Genomic DNA, 18373 nt, shown 5'->3' with positions numbered 1-18373 from the left:
TTTTATTATTTAGCAAAATTATAGCAAACTTAACTTGTGTGAATAGGCAATAGTCATTACATTCATACTTCACGTTATGTAAATTCACATGGATAGAAAAACTTGTCTCATTACAGGAGCATCATCTGGCATTGGAGAAAGTCTAGCACGGTTGCTCATTAAAGATGGATGGTTTGTGGTTGGCATTGCAAGGCGCACTGAAAAACTGGAAAAATTAAAAGAAGAATTAGGTAGTAATTTTTTACCTATAACATGTGATGTAAGCAAAAGTGAAAATATTAAAAACTCGTCTGATTTTTTAAAAAAGCAAAATATTATACCAAATCTCTTTTTTCTTAATGCAGGATGTGGCGAAATAGAAGATAAGTTTCATACCAACATTCATAGAAAAACATTTGAAACCAATTATTTTGGCGTTATCAACTGGATTGAAGAATGGATTCATCATAATTCCTTGGCAACTTTTGCGGTTATATCTTCTCTTGTTGCTATGCATGCAACACCACATGCTTCTGCATACTGTGCCAGCAAAGCAGCACTAAAAAGTTGTTTTCAATCACTAAAAATCCAATATGCTAACAGTAGCACAAAGTTTATCACCATAATGCCAGGGCCAGTAAAAACAGATATGTTTAAGTCTAATAAACCACTTCCCTTCATATGGGAGCCAGAAAAAGCTGCAGCATATATTTTAAAAAGTATATTTAAAGGAAAGAAAGTTATAGCGTTTCCAATTTTCTGGCGGTTATTTTTTAATATTTTACAAATTCTTCCCACTAAAATGACTGCAAGAATCTTACGATAATCACCAAATCTACCATCTTGTAAAGCTAAAGCTCTTCAAAACTCAATCGCAAGCTTCTCCACACAAAAACATCTTGACTATCGCATGTTTCATATTATATGAATAAACTGTTAATGAAAGTGGAGGGTTGCAATGCCTAATAATACAGATCAGTCTAAAAAAATAAATGAGAAATGGTTATTTATAGGAGGTGCTTCACTGTTTCTTGTAATAATGCTACCATCAATTTTTCTCTTAGCAAAAATAGCTATGATGTTTGTTATAATCTCAACTACAGCAATAGCAATAAAAATTGCCTCAAAAGCAATATCAAACGTTTTAGAGGATAAAGAGAATCAATCAACACAAAATAAAATTATAAACCTAGCTATTGGAGCAGTGTCCATACTTGCAGGTGGGATATCATTACTTATTACAGCAAAAGTTGGTTTCATCGCAATATGTTCAACTATAGCTATTTTAGCTCTGTATGAATATATTAAAGATGAAAAAATAGGTAAGGATATAAATGATAAATTCGATGAAATAGCTAATAATACAACTGAGTTTTGCGTCAACAGCATTGAAAAACTTATTCCATCACAAAGTTGTGAAGTGTAATCTTTTGTTTATAAATTTTTAGATGCATGGCTAACCAGTGCTTCTTCTCTTGTCATCCCAGTGCTTGACACTGGGATCCATCATCACTAGAAGCATTGCATTTTAACATTACTTTTATAGTCATAAATTTAACTAGATTCCAGTGTCAAGCACTGGAATGACATTGTTTATTATATGCCGTATTGCAATATTCGTACAGCTGTGTACGTAAAACTGGAATGACACGTTCGTAAAATTACGATAAAAAATTACTTGACAAACTCTAATAGTTTTGTTATCATGCACAGTGAAGGTGTTCTAGAGCTCGGAATCTATCTTCGTCTGCAGACTTTTCAATTCAATTAATCTATAATCTTCAGTTAAAATATATTTTAGCTATACTTCGGTCGTAGCTGTATACATTTTTCTCAATCTTTTTTATTAGTGGAGGACTATCATGTTTAAAACACTGAATTACGCATATCATTGACCTACATGTCTTTAAAGGACAGATGGTACCTATGTCCTTTTTATATAAATTATTGTGTTTTTATGTCTTTTTTAGCAATGTCATTTATTGTTTTACGCCCCAGTCTTTTTCAAATATTGCGAGCCCTTGATCAGTAAGTGGATGATTAATTAACTGTCTAAGTATTTTTGCTGGCACAGTAATTGAATGAGCACCAAGCCGTGCAGCTTCTATTACATGTGCTGGACTTCTTACTGATGCAACAAGAACTTTTGTCTTAAAATTATAATTAGAATATATAGTGCATATATCTTCTATTAGCGATAAGCCATCATAGCTTATATCATCAAGGCGACCAACAAAGGGAGAAATAAAACAAGCACCGGCCTTAGCGGCAAACAGTGCTTGTCCAGGAGAAAAACATAATGTGATATTAGCAGGTATTTTATGTTCTGTCCACAACTTTTTACAAGAAATTAATCCTTCATGTGTAAGGGGTAACTTTACTACGATATTACTAGCGATTTTCGCTAACTTAAGGCCTTCCTTAACCATATCTTCATGGCTATCTGCAACAACTTCAACACTAACAGGTCCTTTTATAATAGAACATATTTCGCTTACTAAATCTTCGTACTTATCTTTATGTCCAGATTTTGCTATTAAAGAAGGATTTGTTGTTATACCATCAATGAACTCTTTTAGCTCCTTAATTTCATTCAAATCAACACTATCAAGAAAAATTTCCATATTATTGTCCTATTAAAAACCTATTTTTACAAAATATTGTCATCTTTGAAAAGTATTAAATAAAATCGGATTTTTAACTCAACTCAATTTTCAGTCCGTTAGGAAAGAAAATATTGCACTGAGAAACAGTATAGCGCTTTCCTTAATTGGTTGCATTTTATTAACAAAATTAGCATAACCAATTTCTGAAGTTTACTAGCTTTACGTTCAATAGAAATTCTTGCATAGCCTAAAACTTAGTGCTACTATTAGTATAGTAACACAAATAGGTAGTGAGGAACAATAAACAAAATGACTAAGTTCGAGTTTAACGCTCGCAATTAAATTCAACTAAAAAGGTTAATATAAAAGGAGTTAATCACTCCTAAAGTAAATATATTATCAGAACAATAGTAATAAGGGGTATATTATGTCAACAAATTTCCCGACATTGAAAAACATATTAGCAGAGCTGAAAAGAAAAAATAGCATTACTGTTTTAGAAGAACATTGTCAGGAAAAATGGGAGGTTTATGACTTGCTCATGGATTTAACAAATGATGAAAATTTTAAGCAAGCATATATAGATCTATCTTTCAACAAGAGCTTTAAAAAAAACTTTATAGAATTAGCAAATCAGGCAAAAAAAGCTGTAAGTAAGTATTTTAGAGACAAAGACATAGACCTTCGAGCTTTTTATGTAGAAACTAACAATTCTGATAAAGTGTTAAACATTAATCTTATTAATTACAATAGAAGTGAGCCAATAAGAATTAGTGATATCTTACAGCAAGAAAGGGATATTAGCACATTGAATATCTATTGCGATAAAAAGCATGACATATACGCTTACCGAAAAGGTAAGGAAAGACATTATGAATTTAAAGAGGGTGCATATTATGAAATGACAAGCACTTGGCCTGTGCAGGACAAGGATGGGAAAACTTTTACCTGTACTATGGTTATGAATGTAAGTAATTCTGGTATAACTGAAGTACTGCAATTTAATGGTCAAGATTTTGAATCGCCACCTGAGGAGTTTTGGGAATTAATAAGACAAAATGAGGAATTATATATTCAAGGCCTCTCTCTACATGATGCTGTAAAAGCATTATTGAAAAAGAACAAAAATGCTAACATTGCACCGGCTGTTAGTAATCTGCAAAATAACGAACATATCGTAATCAATCAAGACGAAAAGCTGAAAGATCTTGAAAATGATGCTAAAAACAATCCTATTCTTTCTTTCACTAGCAACAATGTATCAGAGGTTAATCCACAGCAGATTGCAACTCAAGCAATTGCAACTCAAACAGAAGTTAATTCACAACAACTAGATCAAAAGCTTACAAAAGCTGAGCAAGAAATTAGAGAATTAAATGAGCAGAGGAACGAATTACGATATAGGTTCGACAAGGCTGAACAAGAACTTGAAGAGTTAGAAAAGCACAATAGTGACTTACAGAATGAACTTGGAGAAGAAAAGCAAGAAAATGCAAAATTACAAACTGAACTGACACAAAAAAATGAAAAACTAGCAAATATGTCAACAGAGCTGCAAGAAAGAGCGCAAAAACTTGAGAGTGTGTATGAAGAAGAAAAAGAAGATCTAAAGAAGAGGCTGGAAGTTGCTAATGTAGAAAAAGAAGAGTTGACAAGTGAGGTAAGAAAATTGCAAGAGGAATTAGACCAGCTGTTAAGTAATTGCATAATAAAGCAAAAAAAATCAGAACAGGAACTCATGGAGGCTAAGCAAGAAATTGAAGAATTAGAAAAGTGCAATAGTGATTTACAGAATAAACTTGAAGAAGAAAAGCAAAAAAACGTAAAATTGCAAATTGGACTAACACAAAAAGATGAGAAGCTAGAAAATATATCAACAGAGCTGCAAGAGAAAATACAAGAACTTGAAAGTGCACATGAAGGAAAGAAAGATCTAGAGAAAAAGTTAACAATTGCTAATGCAAAAAATGAAAAACTGGAAGATAAATTGAAACAGTTTAAAAAAGCGGAAGAGGAAGCAGAAGATATATTAAATGAAAATTGGAAAGATATACAGAATTTAAAATTTACAATTCTACGCTTAGATGATAAGTACAACACAAATCTGGAATCTTATAAACAAGAGGTAGATCAGCTAAAGCAGGAATATGAAGGGTTAAAGAACGAGGTAGAGCTTAAAGATGAGCAAATTAAGAAGTATAAGCAACAGTTGTCGCAGAAGAGAGAAGAAACAAAAGAGAATCAATTACTGACAAAGATTAAAGAATTGGAAGAATGTAATGAGCACTTGACAGAAATAATTGGAAATAAAGCTCTGGAAATTGAAAGAATAACTGGAGAAAGAAAAGAGCTAAACGGTACAGTGCAATACTTAAATAGCCAAGTAGAACTGTTAAGTCCAGTAATTGATCAAGTACTTGTTAATAAAAAGGAAGTTTTTGATAATAATTCAAAAATGTTTTACCAGCTTACAGAGGAAATTGATGATTCAGAAAAAAAATCTAGGTCTTTAAGCCTTGATAGCGCATTTCATAGCGATCACTGTAATTCACTTCTAGACTTAATCAGCAGTCCCTCAAAGGTGTGTAGCCAAAGTCAGCGTGGAAATGTTTAAAGATGCACATGAGACCAGCGGCTTCTTTATTCAAGTAGCCCCTAAAGAGATTTGACATCAAGATAACTTAAATATATACCAACTCTCTTATCTTTTAATGATTCCTCATCATGAGTCAAATGATCAAAAACCTGAATTTGATTCGTTATAATGCTACAATTATTATTTGCAACCTCTAATATACCATTATCAATTACAACTTTTTCCTTTGTCTGGTTACTCATTTGAGCAGTAATTATACCAGGCAATAAATAAATTAAGTAAGGAGAATGGTAAGCTAAAATCACTAGCTCTCCTTCAAGCCCATTCACTGAAAGCGAAACCACTTCATCGAATGAAATTCGATTATCAGGAGAAAAAAATTGCACCTTAAAAGTGTTCATAATCTTTAATGTCCGGCTCCAACTTCAGCTTTTATTGATTCAGCCTTTTCTATTGCTTCACTTATACTTCCCACCATATAAAAAGCAGCTTCTGGCAGGTGATCATATTTACCTTCAATAATTCCTTTAAAACTAGAAATAGTATCAGAAAGTGAAACAAATTTGCCAGACATGCCAGTAAATACCTCCGCAACATGAAAAGGTTGAGAAAGAAACTTCTGAATTTTACGAGCTCTATCAACAATAATTTTATCTTCATCAGATAGTTCATCCATACCAAGTATTGCGATAATATCTTGCAGCGACTTATAAGTTTGCAATATACGTTTCACTTCAGAAGCCACATTATAATGCTCTTCACCAATGATTTCAGCAGATAAAGACTGAGAAGTTGAGTCAAGTGGATCAACAGCAGGATATATACCCATTTCAGCTATCTGCCTTGACAACACTGTGGTTGCATCAAGATGAGAGAATGTAGTTGCTGGAGCTGGATCGGTCAAATCGTCTGCAGGAACATATATAGCCTGTACAGAAGTAATAGAACCAGCAGTAGTTGAGGCTATTCTCTCTTGCATAGCGCCCATATCAGTCGCAAGAGTTGGCTGATAACCAACAGCCGACGGTATTCTTCCAAGCAAAGCAGAAATTTCAGAGCCAGCTTGAGTAAAACGGAAGATATTATCTACAAAAAATAGAACATCTTGATTTTCATGATCACGAAAATACTCCGCCATAGTTAGTGCTGTTAAAGCAACCCTAGCCCTTGCTCCAGGAGGTTCATTCATTTGACCATAAACCAAAACGGCTTGAGATTTTTCGTGCTCATTTATATCTATTACATTCGAAGTAATCATCTCGTTATAAAGATCATTACCTTCACGCGTTCTCTCTCCTACTCCAGCAAACACAGAAAATCCTTTATGAGCTTTTGCTATGTTGTTAATCAGCTCCATTATCAGAACTGTTTTACCAACACCAGCTCCACCAAATAAGCCAATTTTTCCTCCTTTAAGATAAGGAGCAAGAAGATCTATAACCTTTATTCCTGTAACTAAAACTTCTTCCTGTATCTTCTGCTCAGTAAAACTTGGAGGTGATCTATGTATAGGTTCTAAATTATACTTTCCTTTTAAAGGACCACACTCATCTATAAGCTCTCCTACAACATTAAAAATCCTTCCTAAAGTTGAGCGTCCAACCGGAACTGATATTGGTGCACCTGTATCAACAAACTCATCACCTCTTGACATACCATCTGTGCTATCCATAGCAATACAACGAACTACATTGTCACCTATATGTTGTGAAACCTCTAAAACTAGCTCCTTGCCCTTACATTTTAGTTTGCTTTTTAAAGCATTAAATATCTTAGGCAACCCGTCTTCAAATTTTAAATCAACAACTGCTTGAGTTATTTTAACTACTTTACCTGTACTCATCTCTTTCATCACCTAACACTAAATTCTATAAAAGAACTTCTAAAGAAAATAAATCCTATATTATTAACAGAAATTTTGCAATATTAAAACACTTACTAGTTACGTTTCATTATAAATAGTGCAAATGCATTTAATAGCCAAGTAATAACAAACAGCACCAAACTAAGCGCATAAGCAGCAAGAGTTTGCACACTATTGAAATCCTGATCTCCGGTAAGTAATGTAGCAATTTGTACAGTGATAGTAGTAACTGAATTGAGAGGATTAAAGGTCAAATTTGCATTGATTCCCACAGCCATTAGTACAATCATTGTTTCACCTATCACTCTTGAAATTGATAATAAAATTGCACTTAAAATTGTAGGCATTGCATAAGGTATTGTTATATGCCATATAGTTTCCGCTGGAGTTGCACCAAGCGCCATAAAACCATAACGCAAACTTTTTGGAACAGATCTTATAGCATCTTCAAGCAAAGAAATAATAAAAGGAAGAATCATTACCCCGATCGATAAACCAGCAATCAAAGCACTTTCTGAGTGTATACTTAAATTAAAAAAATTTGCTACCTGCTTTATAAAAAAAGACAAAAATACAACTGAGAAGTATCCATATACAACAGTAGGAATAGCAGACAAAACCTGTAAGGCTGTATTAATAACATAACGCACTTTTTCACTCGCATACTCACTAATATATATTGCAGAAAATAAACCAAGCGGCACCGCAACTAACATTGCTACAATAGTTATAAGTAATGTCCCCACTAAAAGTGGCGCTATACCAAAACATCCCACCTCTCCTTCGCCAATAATAGCTACATTATGCTTCCATTTTAAGCAAAATAAGAATTCTGAAATAGCTACTTTATTAAAAAAAGAAATGGACTGAACAAAAATAGATAGCATTATAAATAAAGTGATAAAAAGTGATATTGCTAAAGCCATAAATAACAAAAATTTTACCATCTTATTTCTTTTACCTTTAAAGATAAAAATCAGCATAAAAAAAAGTAACGCTATAGAAATAGAAGTTATAAAATAACCATCATAGAATGCTAACAAACAAGGTAGCATCCACATACAACTCAAATATATATAAGACTTAACTTTACTTACTGCTTGAAACTTACTCAAACAAAATAAAAGGATTAGTAAAACAGGTACGCCTATAATTAAATTCATTTTTCCATATATCAAATTTTATTCAATAAGAATGCCATAGAAGTTGACCATTATTTGACAATAGAGAAAAATAATTTAAAATAAATAGTTATATTAATATAAAAACAATGAAAAGAACATTTCAACCAAAAAATTTAAAAAAAAAGCACAAACATGGATTTCGTTCACGTATGTCAACAAAAGCTGGAAGAAAAATTCTTAATAAGCGTCGCTCATTAGGGTGTAATAAATTATGCGCATAGTAAGCATAAAAAAAAAGAGTTTTCCTTTGCTTTTAAAAACAGATTAGCACCTGACAGTCTTTTTTATCGAGGGGTATATATATCACTATATGCTATAAAAGAAAGAGAACCTGAAAAGTATATTCATGTTATTAGAGTAGGTCTGGCTATCAGTAAAAAAGTCGGAAAAGCAGCAAAAAGAAATAAAATAAAAAGGCAATTACGAATGCTAGCTAAAGTTAGCATTTCTAATATAAGTAATGTAGGATACTATTACATAATACTAACCCATAAAAACATTATGCAAGCAGGCTATAAAAATTTACAAAAAGACCTCAATATTTGCTTAAAGAAAGATAAAATAAGAAGAAATTTTCACTAAAGTATTTACAGATATATTTTTTATGATAAGATAAGTAAACTTTTTAAAATAAATTAATAGATGTGGGTGCTTGATGGTAGAGAGTATAAGAAAAGAAGATAAAAAGCTCGATACAAATAATGCTGAAGAGAGTTTTTATGAATATAGAAAGTCTAGCTATCGTACACAATGGGGAATGGCATTTGAACAAAGCCAATACTTAGAACAAAATAAGGATAATCCTAGAGGGAAGTTGCTAAATTTAAATATAGAAGCAACTTATTACAATAAGAGAATAGTTTGATAAAAGTAAAAGTACCCGTTCAAGGGAGTGGTTCAAGAAACGATAGGCAGGGGATTGTATAATTCTCTTTGTTTCCATGTTAAGTATAATGAAATTATCCTTTCAAATTCCTAGCTCTGATTACGTAAAATATGAGCTTTTACAGTAAATGATATAATGCCTAATTTGCTGTTCAGCGCGATAGTGGAATACTTTCTGGTTTACTTAAAAAATTTCACACCATTCTTTCAGATTTTAAAATATTTTTCGCAACTTGAAAAGCTCCAGTTGCTTCAGATAGGTAGCTTCAAGTAATACCTTATACGTTTTGCAACTTTCTTACACTTCTGTTTCATTTTTTAATAAAGCTTTTTTTTAGCATAAATAATTCAGTGGATGCGTTTTTTAAGTAACAGCCCAGAATTTTAACTTCAATAGTCCAGCTATGTTTCAAAGTACCTGTCAGCGACTATTACGATTGCAACATACACTGTCTTTTAAATCTTCTTTCCCTTTAAAACTTGCAGTATTGCTTCAGCACTAACCAAGTTTACCTTTATTATAACACGTTGATGCGCAAAACCTCACTTTTCTTATTCGATTTGCTCATACACCTTTTTGCATTTTGAGGGAATTCTATATTCACTATTTGATACGCTTTCAATTCACATTAAAAACATCACTTATAATTTTCACGTTTTGAATTTTTATAAAATCCACTGAGTGCTACAATTATCACCTAACTATTGGACCAAATGTATCTGCTTTTTGGTAGTTTGCTACTTCTTCTTTCTCCTCATCTCCAACAACTTAATTAATATTCAATTATATAAAGTTTGATTTTCGGAAGATCAATTGTTTGATGATTTGTTAAATGTTACTATCTCTCCTCCTCATTTGCAAATAGGTGACAAATTCTACTTTTAAATTTTCTACTTTTATTTTAAAGTTTTCGCAAAGTTCTAAAAGATTAGTTATATTACCTCACAGCTACTCTATGTTTACCTTGTTTCATCGCTCTACTGAACAGATATAGATAAAAAGAAATTTTTATAAGCTTGGCAACGACCTACTTTCCCTTTTTAAGTATCATCGGCGCTAAAAAGTTTCACTTCCGAGTTCGAAATGAGATCGGGTGGTTCATTTTTGCTATAGTCACCAAGTCAATAAAAATTTCTGACTTAACAAATTTCAATTTAATATTTAACACTGCATATGCACATATAGAAAGGAAATAAATCAATCAGGCTATTAGTACTAGTTAGCTTCACATGTTACCATGCTTCCACACCTAGCCTATCAACGTGGTAGTCTTCCACGGCCTTAATTGGGAAATCTTTTTGAAGAGGGTTTCTTGCTTATATGCTTTCAGCAATTATCCCATCTATACATAGCTACCCAGCGATGCTATTGGCATAACAGCTGGTACACCAGAGGTATATCCATCTCGGTCCTCTCGTACTAGAGTCAGATCTTCTCAAATTTCCTTCACCCACGGCAGATAGAAACCGAACTGTCTCACGACGTTCTAAACCCAACTCACGTAACACTTTAATCGGCGAACAGCCGAACCCTTGGGACCTTCTCCAGCCCCAGGATGTGATGAGTCGACATCGAGGTGCCAAACGGTGTCGTCGATATGAACTCTCGAACACCATCAGCCTGTTATCCCCGGCGTACCTTTTATCCGTTGAGCGATGACCCTTCCATACAGAATCACCGGATCACTATGACCGACTTTCGTCTCTGCTTGGCTTGTCAGCCTCGCAGTCAGGCAAGCTTATGCCATTGTACTATCAAGCTGATTTCCGACCAGCTCTAGCTTACCTTCGCACGCCTCCGTTACTTTTTAGGAGGCGACCGCCCCAGTCAAACTACCCACCATACAATGTCCTAGTTCCAGATAATGAAACGTAGTTAGATATCAAAAGTGTAAAGGGTGGTATCTCAAGGTTGACTCCATTATAGCTAGCGCCATAACTTCAAAGTCTCCCACCTATCCTGCACATCACACTTTTAATAGCAATGTAAAGCTATAGTAAAGGTGCACGGGGTCTCTTCGTCTAACCGCGGGTACCCCGCATCTGCACGGGGAATTCAATTTCGCTGAAGTGATGTTGGAGACAGTGGAGAAATCGTTACGCCATTCGTGCGGGTCGGAACTTACCCGACAAGGAATTTCGCTACCTTAGGACCGTCAGTGTTACGGCCGCCGTTTACTGGGGCTTCAATTCAGAGCTTGCACCCCTCCTATTAACCTTCCAGCACTGGGCAGGCGTCAGACCCTATACTTCCACTTACGTGTTTGCAGAGTCCTGTGTTTTTAGTAAACAGTCGCTACTCCCTATTTTGTGCCACCTACTCATAGTTGCCTAAAAGCAGGTTACCCTTCTTCCGAAGTTACAGGTATAATTTGCCGAGTTCCTTCAACATCATTCTTTCAACACCTTAGTATACTCTACTCATCCACCAGTGTCGGTTTACGGTACGGCCTCATAAATATAAGTGCTATTTCCTGGAGCTTCTTTTAAGCATAGATCAATCCAATAAGACCTATACAAATACAAAACCCGTCACACTTAAGAGGTTTAGGAATATTAACCTAATTGCCATCGACTACTCCTTTACGGACTCGCCTTAGGAACCGACTAACCCTACGCAGATTAACTTAACGTAGGAACCCTTAGATTTTTGGTGAGAGTGTTTTTCACACTCTTTTACGCTACTTATGTCAGCATTCTCACTTCCGATATCTCCAGCAGTTTTCACAAACCGCCTTCACAGACTTACGGAACGCTCCGCTACCGCGCCTATTAATCGAAATTAATAAGCACCCACATCTTCGGTATACAGCTTTAGCCCCGGTACATTTTCGGTGCAGAAAAACTTATTTAGACAAGTGAGCTGTTACGCTTTCTTTAAAGGATGGCTGCTTCCAAGCCAACCTCCTAGCTGTAATGGTTTTTCCACTTCCTTCCCCACTTAGCTGTAATTTTGGGACCTTAGATAGTGATCTGGGCTGTTTCCCTTTCCACCACGGACTTAGCACCCGTAGTGTGTCTGCTGTATAATTAATTGTTGGTATTCGGAGTTTGGTTAGATTTGGTAAGATGATGAATCCCCCTAGTCTATCCAGTGCTCTACCCCCAACAACATACATACAACGCTCTACCTAAATAGATTTCGCGGAGAACCAGCTATTTCCAAGTTTGATTGGCCTTTCACCCCTAATCACAACTCATCCAATAATGTTGCAACATTAACTGGTTCGATCCTTCAGTATGTTTTACCATACCTTCAATCTGGTCATGACTAGATCACTTGGTTTCGGGTCTAATCCATAAAACTAAACGCCCTATTCAGACTTGCTTTCGCTACGCCTACACCTACCGGCTTAAGCTTGCTTCATAGATTAACTCGCTGACCCATTATGCAAAAGGTACGCTGTCACTCTAAATATCAATAAATTGATATAGAGCTCCAACTGTTTGTAAGCACTTGATTTCAGATTCTATTTCACTCCCCTCCCGGGGTTCTTTTCACCTTTCCCTCACGGTACTTGTTCACTATCGGTCGTTAAGGAGTATTTAGGCTTGGAGGATGGTCCCCCCATATTCAAACAGGATTTCACGTGCCCCGCTCTACTCAAGGATTTAAAAACTTTCTATTTATACAGGACTATCACCTTCTATGGTTACCATTTCCAGAGTATTCTAATTCTTATTTTTAAATCACTAGCCTTTTCCGCTTTCGCTCGTCACTACTAACAGAATCTCGGTTGATTTCTTTTCCTTTGGCTACTTAGATATTTCAGTTCACCAAGTTTGCTTTATATACTTAGTATATAATAACTAGCTAAGCTAGTTGGGTTCCCCCATTCGGAAATCTGCGGATCAAAATTTGTTGACAATTTCCCACAGCTTATCGCAGCCTGCCACGTCCTTCATCGCCTCTTAACGCCAAGGCATCCATCAAGTGCTCTTAATAATTTATTTATCTGACTATATGTAGAATATGCAGAGTTAAATATTAACTTACAATTGAATTGAGATTAAATAATCTCTACCATAAAACTTTTCAAACATCTAAAAACTAATCTTTTATATGTTACAATCTGATAAATCATATGTCAACGCCTTTTTACACAAAACATTTACCTATTATTATCAACAACAATATACCAGCAATCTTAAACAGTACAATCTGAGAAATATTCGACAAATTGATATGTACAGAAAAATTAATGAAAAAGATATTTTGTAAGATAAAATGTGTTAAAATTAGTTACCTAAAAATGAAAATGAACATTTGGAGTATTTCTAATGTATGAAAAGTAATCTATCTTTTATAAAAAACTTTGCTTTAAATTGTATATCTAAGCTCACTGGCTTATTAAATATTAAAAAAGTAAAAAATTTCATTATGGATAGATACAATACTCTCCATAAAGAAATTGTAGTGTTTCTTGAAAAATCTAAAAACCTGTTAAATACCAACATTGAAATCGGGTTATATCACTTCTATAAAGGTAATATATCAGATGCAAAGTTAAGATTTTGGTTAATTAGCATATTCTACCCCAATTTACCTATAATCTGGTATAATATTGGAAGATGTCATTTTGCAGTAGGAAATACTAATAGAGCTTATAATTATTTAACAAAGACGCTAAAATTAGATAGTAGTCACAAAGAAGCTTCTTACTACTTAAAAAAAATAACAAACACATCAGATATCGTAGAATTGCCTGAAAATCTCATAAAACAATATTTTGATTACACAGGTGAATATTTTGTTGAGCATTGGCTAATTGCCAAACAATACAGAGGGCATGAACTCGTACACATGATAATTACAAAAGTCTTTAACAACTCCACTTCTAAACTGAATATACTCGACCTTGGTTGCGGTACTGGAATATGTGGTCACTTCCTAAAAATAAGTAATATTAGAAGTCGCATAACAGGAGTTGACATCTCAAATAGAATGCTCAATATTGCAAGAGGATGCCTTATAAAAGGTAAACCTGTTTACGATGAGTTAATACATACAGAAATGAAAGAGTTTCTTAAACAAGAGAAGAACCAGCAGTATGATGTAATTATCTTTGCTGAAGTGCTACACTATCTACATGATTTTCTAGCAGAATTGGAACTAGCAAAAGGATTGACAAACAAAAAAGGGGTTATTGTATGTTTAGTAAGAAGAAAGGAAGGTAAAGGTATTGACTTTGTAAATAAAGGAGATTATTTTCGTCATTCAGAAGATTATATTCAGCATGTTGCAAAAGAAACAAATATGCAAATAAGTCAAATGAGTTACTGTAAAATATATGGCAGTCAGGTTGATGGTATCTTATTTGCATTACAACATCCACAAACAAATTCAACAACTTAATCGAGAAATCGCTCAAATAAATTTCTATATTATCATAAAAGGAGCCTTATGAATTACATTACTATTAATTACGCAAAAGATAGTAAATTAACCGATTTTGGAAAAGCAGTTCTATTGGATAGGTATTTAATAGAAAATGAAAGTTATCAAGATCTCTTTATACGTATTGCTAATTACTATTCTGATGATAGAAAACATGCACAACGTCTTTATGATTACATGAGCAACTTGTGGTTCATGCCTTCAACACCAATACTTAGTAACGGCGGTACCAAAAGAGGATTGCCTATTTCCTGCTTTCTTAATGAAACTGAAGATAGCTTGAAGGGAATAGTTGATCTATGGAATGAAAATGTTTGGCTCGCTGCACGTGGTGGTGGAATAGGTAGTTATTGGGGAAATTTACGTTCAATTGGTGAAAGTGTCAAAGGTAGCGGTAAAACATCAGGAATTGTGCCATTTATCGTAGTACAAAACGCTCTGACGCTTGCAATCAGCCAAGGATCCTTAAGAAGAGGAAGCTCAGCAGTTTATCTTCCTGTATGGCATCCAGAAATAGAAGAGTTTCTAGATTTACGTAAGCCAACTGGTGGTGACCCAAATCGCAAAGCATTAAATATACATCATGCTGTAATAGTAACAGATAAGTTTATGCAAGCTGTTGAAGATGATCAAGAATGGGATTTAATAAGCCCTCATAACAATAAAGTTATTTCAACAGTAAAAGCACGGGATATATGGATTAAAATATTAACAGCAAGAGTTGAAACTGGAGAACCTTACATTATTTTCCTTGATGCAACAAATAACAATAAGCCAGAATCTTACAAAAAGCTCAACTTAGACATCAAAATGTCAAACCTATGCAGTGAAATAACTTTAACTACAGGTTACGATCACCTGAAAAAGTCACGCACTGCTGTATGTTGTTTATCATCCGTAAATCTTGAATACTACGAAGAATGGAAAGATAATGAGCTTTTCATAGAAGATATAATGCGTTTTCTTGATAATGTATTAGAGGATTTCATAAACCACGCACCAAATGAAATACAGCGAGCAAAATATTCCGCAATAAGAGAGCGTAGTATCGGTCTTGGTGTGATGGGCTTTCATTCATTTTTACAAAGTAAAATGGTTCCTTTTGAATCAGTAACAGCCCAACAATGGAATAAAAAAGTATTTAAGCATTTGCGCGAGCAAGCGGATGTAGTTTCTAAAAAATTAGCAGAAGAAAAAGGGCCATGTCTTGACGCTAAAGAAATCGATCTAATGGAAAGGTTTACACATAAGCTCGCTATTGCTCCAACTGCCTCAATTTCGATTATCGCAGGCAACACTTCTCCTGGAATAGAGCCGTATGCAGCAAACGTATTTATACAGAAGACACTTACAGGTTCATTTGTAGTACGAAATAAATTCTTGCAAAAACTACTAGCAGAAAAAAATCAAGACAATGATGAAACATGGTCCTCAATTTCAACAAATGAGGGTTCTGTTCAGCATTTAGATTTTCTTAGCAAGCATGAAAAACTGACATTTAAAACAGCATACGAACTTGATCAACAATGGATCATAGAACATGCAAGTGATAGAACTCCTTATATTTGTCAATCTCAATCAGTAAATCTGTTCTTACCTGCCAATGTGCATAAACGTTACTTACACAAAATACATATGCTTGCTTGGAAAAAAGGATTAAAAAGCTTGTATTATTGCAGATCACAATCAATGCAGAGAGCTGACAAGGTCTCACATGACATATTCAAAAAAAGTGAAATATTGCAACAAAAAACAGATATTAATTATGATGAATGTCTATCATGCCAGTAGAATGTACATAACTTACTGTCACAAAAATACAATTGTACAAAAGTTATGTTTTCATAGATGCTACATAGAAATCCAGATGAATTTCTAAAGTCTATTCCAAGAGATAAACGTATAATGTGCCTTGATATGGGAGAAAAACAAATAGGCATAGCATTTAGTGATAAAACACAGCTTATAGCTACAGCTCATAGTATATATTATAGAAGAAATATGAGCAAAGATTTAGGTTATCTAAATAGAGTGCTTAAAGAAAATGAAGCTGGATCAATGGTAATAGGACTACCATTCACAATAGATGAACAAGAGACCGAATGGTGCAAAGTAATAATCCAGTTTGCAAATAAAATAATAAAAAAATGCAAAGTACACATATACCTACAAGACGAAAGTCTATCAACATCTCTTGCAACTCACGCACTAAAAATTACTGGAATATCAATCACAAAATCAAAAAAAATAGATGATAAAATTGCTGCATGTATTATTCTGCAACGAACATTGGATAAGATAAATGCAATTAAATAGCTATTGGTTCCGTTTCTGTCATTTTTTTAGCTTAATTCACAACACTAACTATTAAACAAGAGAGAGATATATTAAGTTATTATAATTATAAATGAGATAATTAATCTAATTATTGACAATATTAAAAATATTGGTATAATTTAAGCATGTAAATGAGAAGATAACTATGAATGAAACCGTGAAACAGCTCATAAAAAATACTCAACCTTCATTAAAATACTTTACAGAACCGTCATCAAAGCTAGATGAAAAGAAGTTTAAAGAAATATTGTATAAACATCTTTCGTTGCAAAATCATGAATTTGGTGCACATAAAGAAAAAATTGATCAGATTGTTAGAGAAAGTTACCAAGATTACTATGATACGTGTGAATTAGTAAGCAAGGGAATGTACTATGTGTACAGAATATACTATTGTGAAGAGAATGGGAAACTTGTGGCCCGTACCCTCAAATATCTTGCACAGAATAAACTAAAACTTAGCAAGTACACAGAGATTTGCTATTTACAGGAGGAAGGGCAACTTAAGCTTGTTAGAGAGTTTGAATCTCCTCAAAGTTATCAAAAATTTCAGAGAACTGGCGGAGATCTTGGATTAGTAATATGTCGCTTTCAGTTCGATAATAACCATATTAAATTGTTATCTCCAGAAAAATATGATATGCCTCGCTTTACTGGTGGTAGTATTACAGCTGCTATAAGTGACAATACTCAGCTTATGATGGATATATCAAATTCAAACAGCAAAAGAATTGGATATCTCATTAATCAAACCAAAAACATTAATAAGTATAACCTACGATATGGAAATAATCCTATTCTTCTTTCTATAGCCAAAGGCTACAATCATGCCAACACTGAACATAAAGGCCCTCAACCCTCATTACAACAAAAAAACATTATAAATAAATTACTAGAAAGAGAAGATCTTGATATAAATTGTATTCATCTCGGTAACGGTATGACACCTTTACATATAGCATGCCTGAGGGGCGACTCTTCCGAGCTAATACAAAAATTATTGGATAAAGGAGCTGATTTAAACGCTGTTGATTATTACGGAAACAAGCCTAATGATCTGCTTAGTTATAGTTATGAAAAGGTCCAGATAATTATACAAAATATGACTGGAAATTATAAATTTGGTGGTAAAGAGCATTCTTATATAAAGCTGCGTGAAGATCAGTCTTATACTGCAACATTACCGACTCGAGAAGAAAGAGAGAGCAATATTCAAGAAATAAGAAAGATACTGTCCAAAAATAGGTCACGAGAGAAAGAACAGTCATCCACAAATTCCAGCACAATAGGTAAACCTTTAGCAACAAAAATAAATAGTTTACAAATTGAAGCTAAAAACTCCGTAGAAAGATAGTAAAGCTTAAACAGATAAAAAGTGAATCGCAAATAGTGATTCACTACTTGTCTTCATTATAGATAGAAGATAGTTATATTATTGCTGCAGCAATTTCTGCTATATTCTAAATCTGATAACTGATATGTATTTATAATTAGATGCAAGATTTCAAAAATCCACGCCTTACA

At 33.9% G+C, this 18373-nt stretch carries 14 protein-coding genes, 2 rRNA genes and 1 pseudogene; 10 read left to right on the top strand and 7 right to left on the bottom strand.

Annotated elements, in window-relative coordinates; all coding sequences use genetic code 11:
• Window positions 1–88: 88 nt before the first annotated feature.
• Window positions 89–805 carry an SDR family NAD(P)-dependent oxidoreductase gene (locus ONG78_RS03490; protein ID WP_264374618.1) on the top strand — a complete coding sequence of 239 codons (717 nt, stop codon included), beginning with the start codon at window positions 89–91 and terminating at the stop codon, window positions 803–805.
• 132 nt (window positions 806–937) lie between these two features.
• Window positions 938–1405 carry a hypothetical protein gene (locus ONG78_RS03485; RefSeq protein WP_010407187.1) on the top strand — a complete coding sequence of 156 codons (468 nt, stop codon included), beginning with the start codon at window positions 938–940 and terminating at the stop codon, window positions 1403–1405.
• 553 nt (window positions 1406–1958) lie between these two features.
• Here the strand turns inward: ONG78_RS03485 and fsa are convergent.
• Entirely contained in the window at window positions 1959–2603 is a 645-nt protein-coding gene (gene fsa / locus ONG78_RS03480; protein WP_007302527.1) for a fructose-6-phosphate aldolase, read from the bottom strand.
• Between the two features lie 409 nt (window positions 2604–3012).
• Between fsa and ONG78_RS03475 the strand changes: the two genes are divergently transcribed.
• Window positions 3013–5199 (top strand): coiled-coil domain-containing protein, encoded by a 2187-nt coding sequence (locus ONG78_RS03475; protein WP_264377675.1) that lies wholly within the window; start codon window positions 3013–3015, stop codon window positions 5197–5199.
• A 41-nt stretch (window positions 5200–5240) separates the two neighbouring features.
• Here the strand turns inward: ONG78_RS03475 and ONG78_RS03470 are convergent, their stop codons facing one another.
• From ONG78_RS03470 to pstC, 3 genes are all read right to left on the bottom strand, one after another.
• The gene (locus tag ONG78_RS03470) at window positions 5241–5582 is read right to left on the bottom strand and encodes a F0F1 ATP synthase subunit epsilon (RefSeq protein ID WP_012482002.1); all 342 of its coding nucleotides are present in this window, start codon (window positions 5580–5582) and stop codon (window positions 5241–5243) included.
• A 5-nt stretch (window positions 5583–5587) separates the two neighbouring features.
• Window positions 5588–7024: a F0F1 ATP synthase subunit beta gene (gene atpD, locus ONG78_RS03465; RefSeq protein WP_264374808.1), complete on the bottom strand. Its 1437-nt coding sequence runs from the start codon at window positions 7022–7024 to the stop codon at window positions 5588–5590.
• Between the two features lie 95 nt (window positions 7025–7119).
• Window positions 7120–8208, bottom strand: a complete 1089-nt coding sequence (gene pstC, locus ONG78_RS03460) for a phosphate ABC transporter permease subunit PstC (RefSeq protein ID WP_226079768.1) — start codon at window positions 8206–8208, stop codon at window positions 7120–7122.
• Between the two features lie 107 nt (window positions 8209–8315).
• On the opposite strand from pstC, the gene rpmH reads away from it, so the two are divergent.
• From rpmH to ONG78_RS03445, 3 genes are all read left to right on the top strand, one after another.
• Window positions 8316–8450, top strand: coding sequence for a 50S ribosomal protein L34 (gene rpmH / locus ONG78_RS03455; RefSeq protein WP_010404613.1), 135 nt, complete (start codon window positions 8316–8318; stop codon window positions 8448–8450).
• Complete coding sequence (rnpA, locus tag ONG78_RS03450; RefSeq protein WP_080589533.1) at window positions 8434–8811, top strand: ribonuclease P protein component; 378 nt, start codon at window positions 8434–8436, stop codon at window positions 8809–8811. The genes rpmH and rnpA overlap by 17 nt, the downstream gene beginning before the upstream one ends.
• Before the next feature lie 73 nt (window positions 8812–8884).
• Window positions 8885–9094, top strand: a complete 210-nt coding sequence (locus ONG78_RS03445; RefSeq protein ID WP_264374615.1) for a hypothetical protein — start codon at window positions 8885–8887, stop codon at window positions 9092–9094.
• 32 nt (window positions 9095–9126) lie between these two features.
• Here ONG78_RS03445 and ONG78_RS07995 read toward each other — a convergent pair.
• The 3 genes and pseudogenes from ONG78_RS07995 to ONG78_RS03435 all read right to left on the bottom strand — a co-directional run.
• Window positions 9127–9938: pseudogene (locus ONG78_RS07995) on the bottom strand (IS66 family transposase); the annotation flags it as partial.
• 191 nt (window positions 9939–10129) lie between these two features.
• Window positions 10130–10236 (bottom strand): 5S ribosomal RNA (rrf, locus tag ONG78_RS03440).
• Between the two features lie 67 nt (window positions 10237–10303).
• A 23S ribosomal RNA gene (locus ONG78_RS03435) occupies window positions 10304–13068 on the bottom strand.
• A 331-nt stretch (window positions 13069–13399) separates the two neighbouring features.
• Here ONG78_RS03435 and ONG78_RS03430 point away from each other — a divergent pair.
• From ONG78_RS03430 to ONG78_RS03415, 4 genes are all read left to right on the top strand, one after another.
• Window positions 13400–14470, top strand: a complete 1071-nt coding sequence (locus ONG78_RS03430; protein ID WP_264374614.1) for a methyltransferase domain-containing protein — start codon at window positions 13400–13402, stop codon at window positions 14468–14470.
• Window positions 14471–14518: 48 nt separating this feature from the next.
• A complete protein-coding gene (locus tag ONG78_RS03425) occupies window positions 14519–16303 on the top strand; it encodes a ribonucleoside-diphosphate reductase subunit alpha (protein ID WP_264374613.1) in 1785 nt (594 codons plus the stop codon).
• Between the two features lie 57 nt (window positions 16304–16360).
• Window positions 16361–16828 (top strand): Holliday junction resolvase RuvX, encoded by a 468-nt coding sequence (gene ruvX / locus ONG78_RS03420; RefSeq protein ID WP_012482000.1) that lies wholly within the window; start codon window positions 16361–16363, stop codon window positions 16826–16828.
• 178 nt (window positions 16829–17006) lie between these two features.
• Window positions 17007–18203 carry an ankyrin repeat domain-containing protein gene (locus tag ONG78_RS03415; RefSeq protein ID WP_264376499.1) on the top strand — a complete coding sequence of 399 codons (1197 nt, stop codon included), beginning with the start codon at window positions 17007–17009 and terminating at the stop codon, window positions 18201–18203.
• Window positions 18204–18373: the final 170 nt, after the last annotated feature.

The organism is Wolbachia endosymbiont (group B) of Philonthus cognatus, assembly GCF_947179345.1.
In the GTDB taxonomy this organism is placed as follows: Bacteria; Pseudomonadota; Alphaproteobacteria; order Rickettsiales; family Anaplasmataceae; genus Wolbachia.
This window is presented reverse-complemented; position numbering and strand designations above follow the sequence as displayed.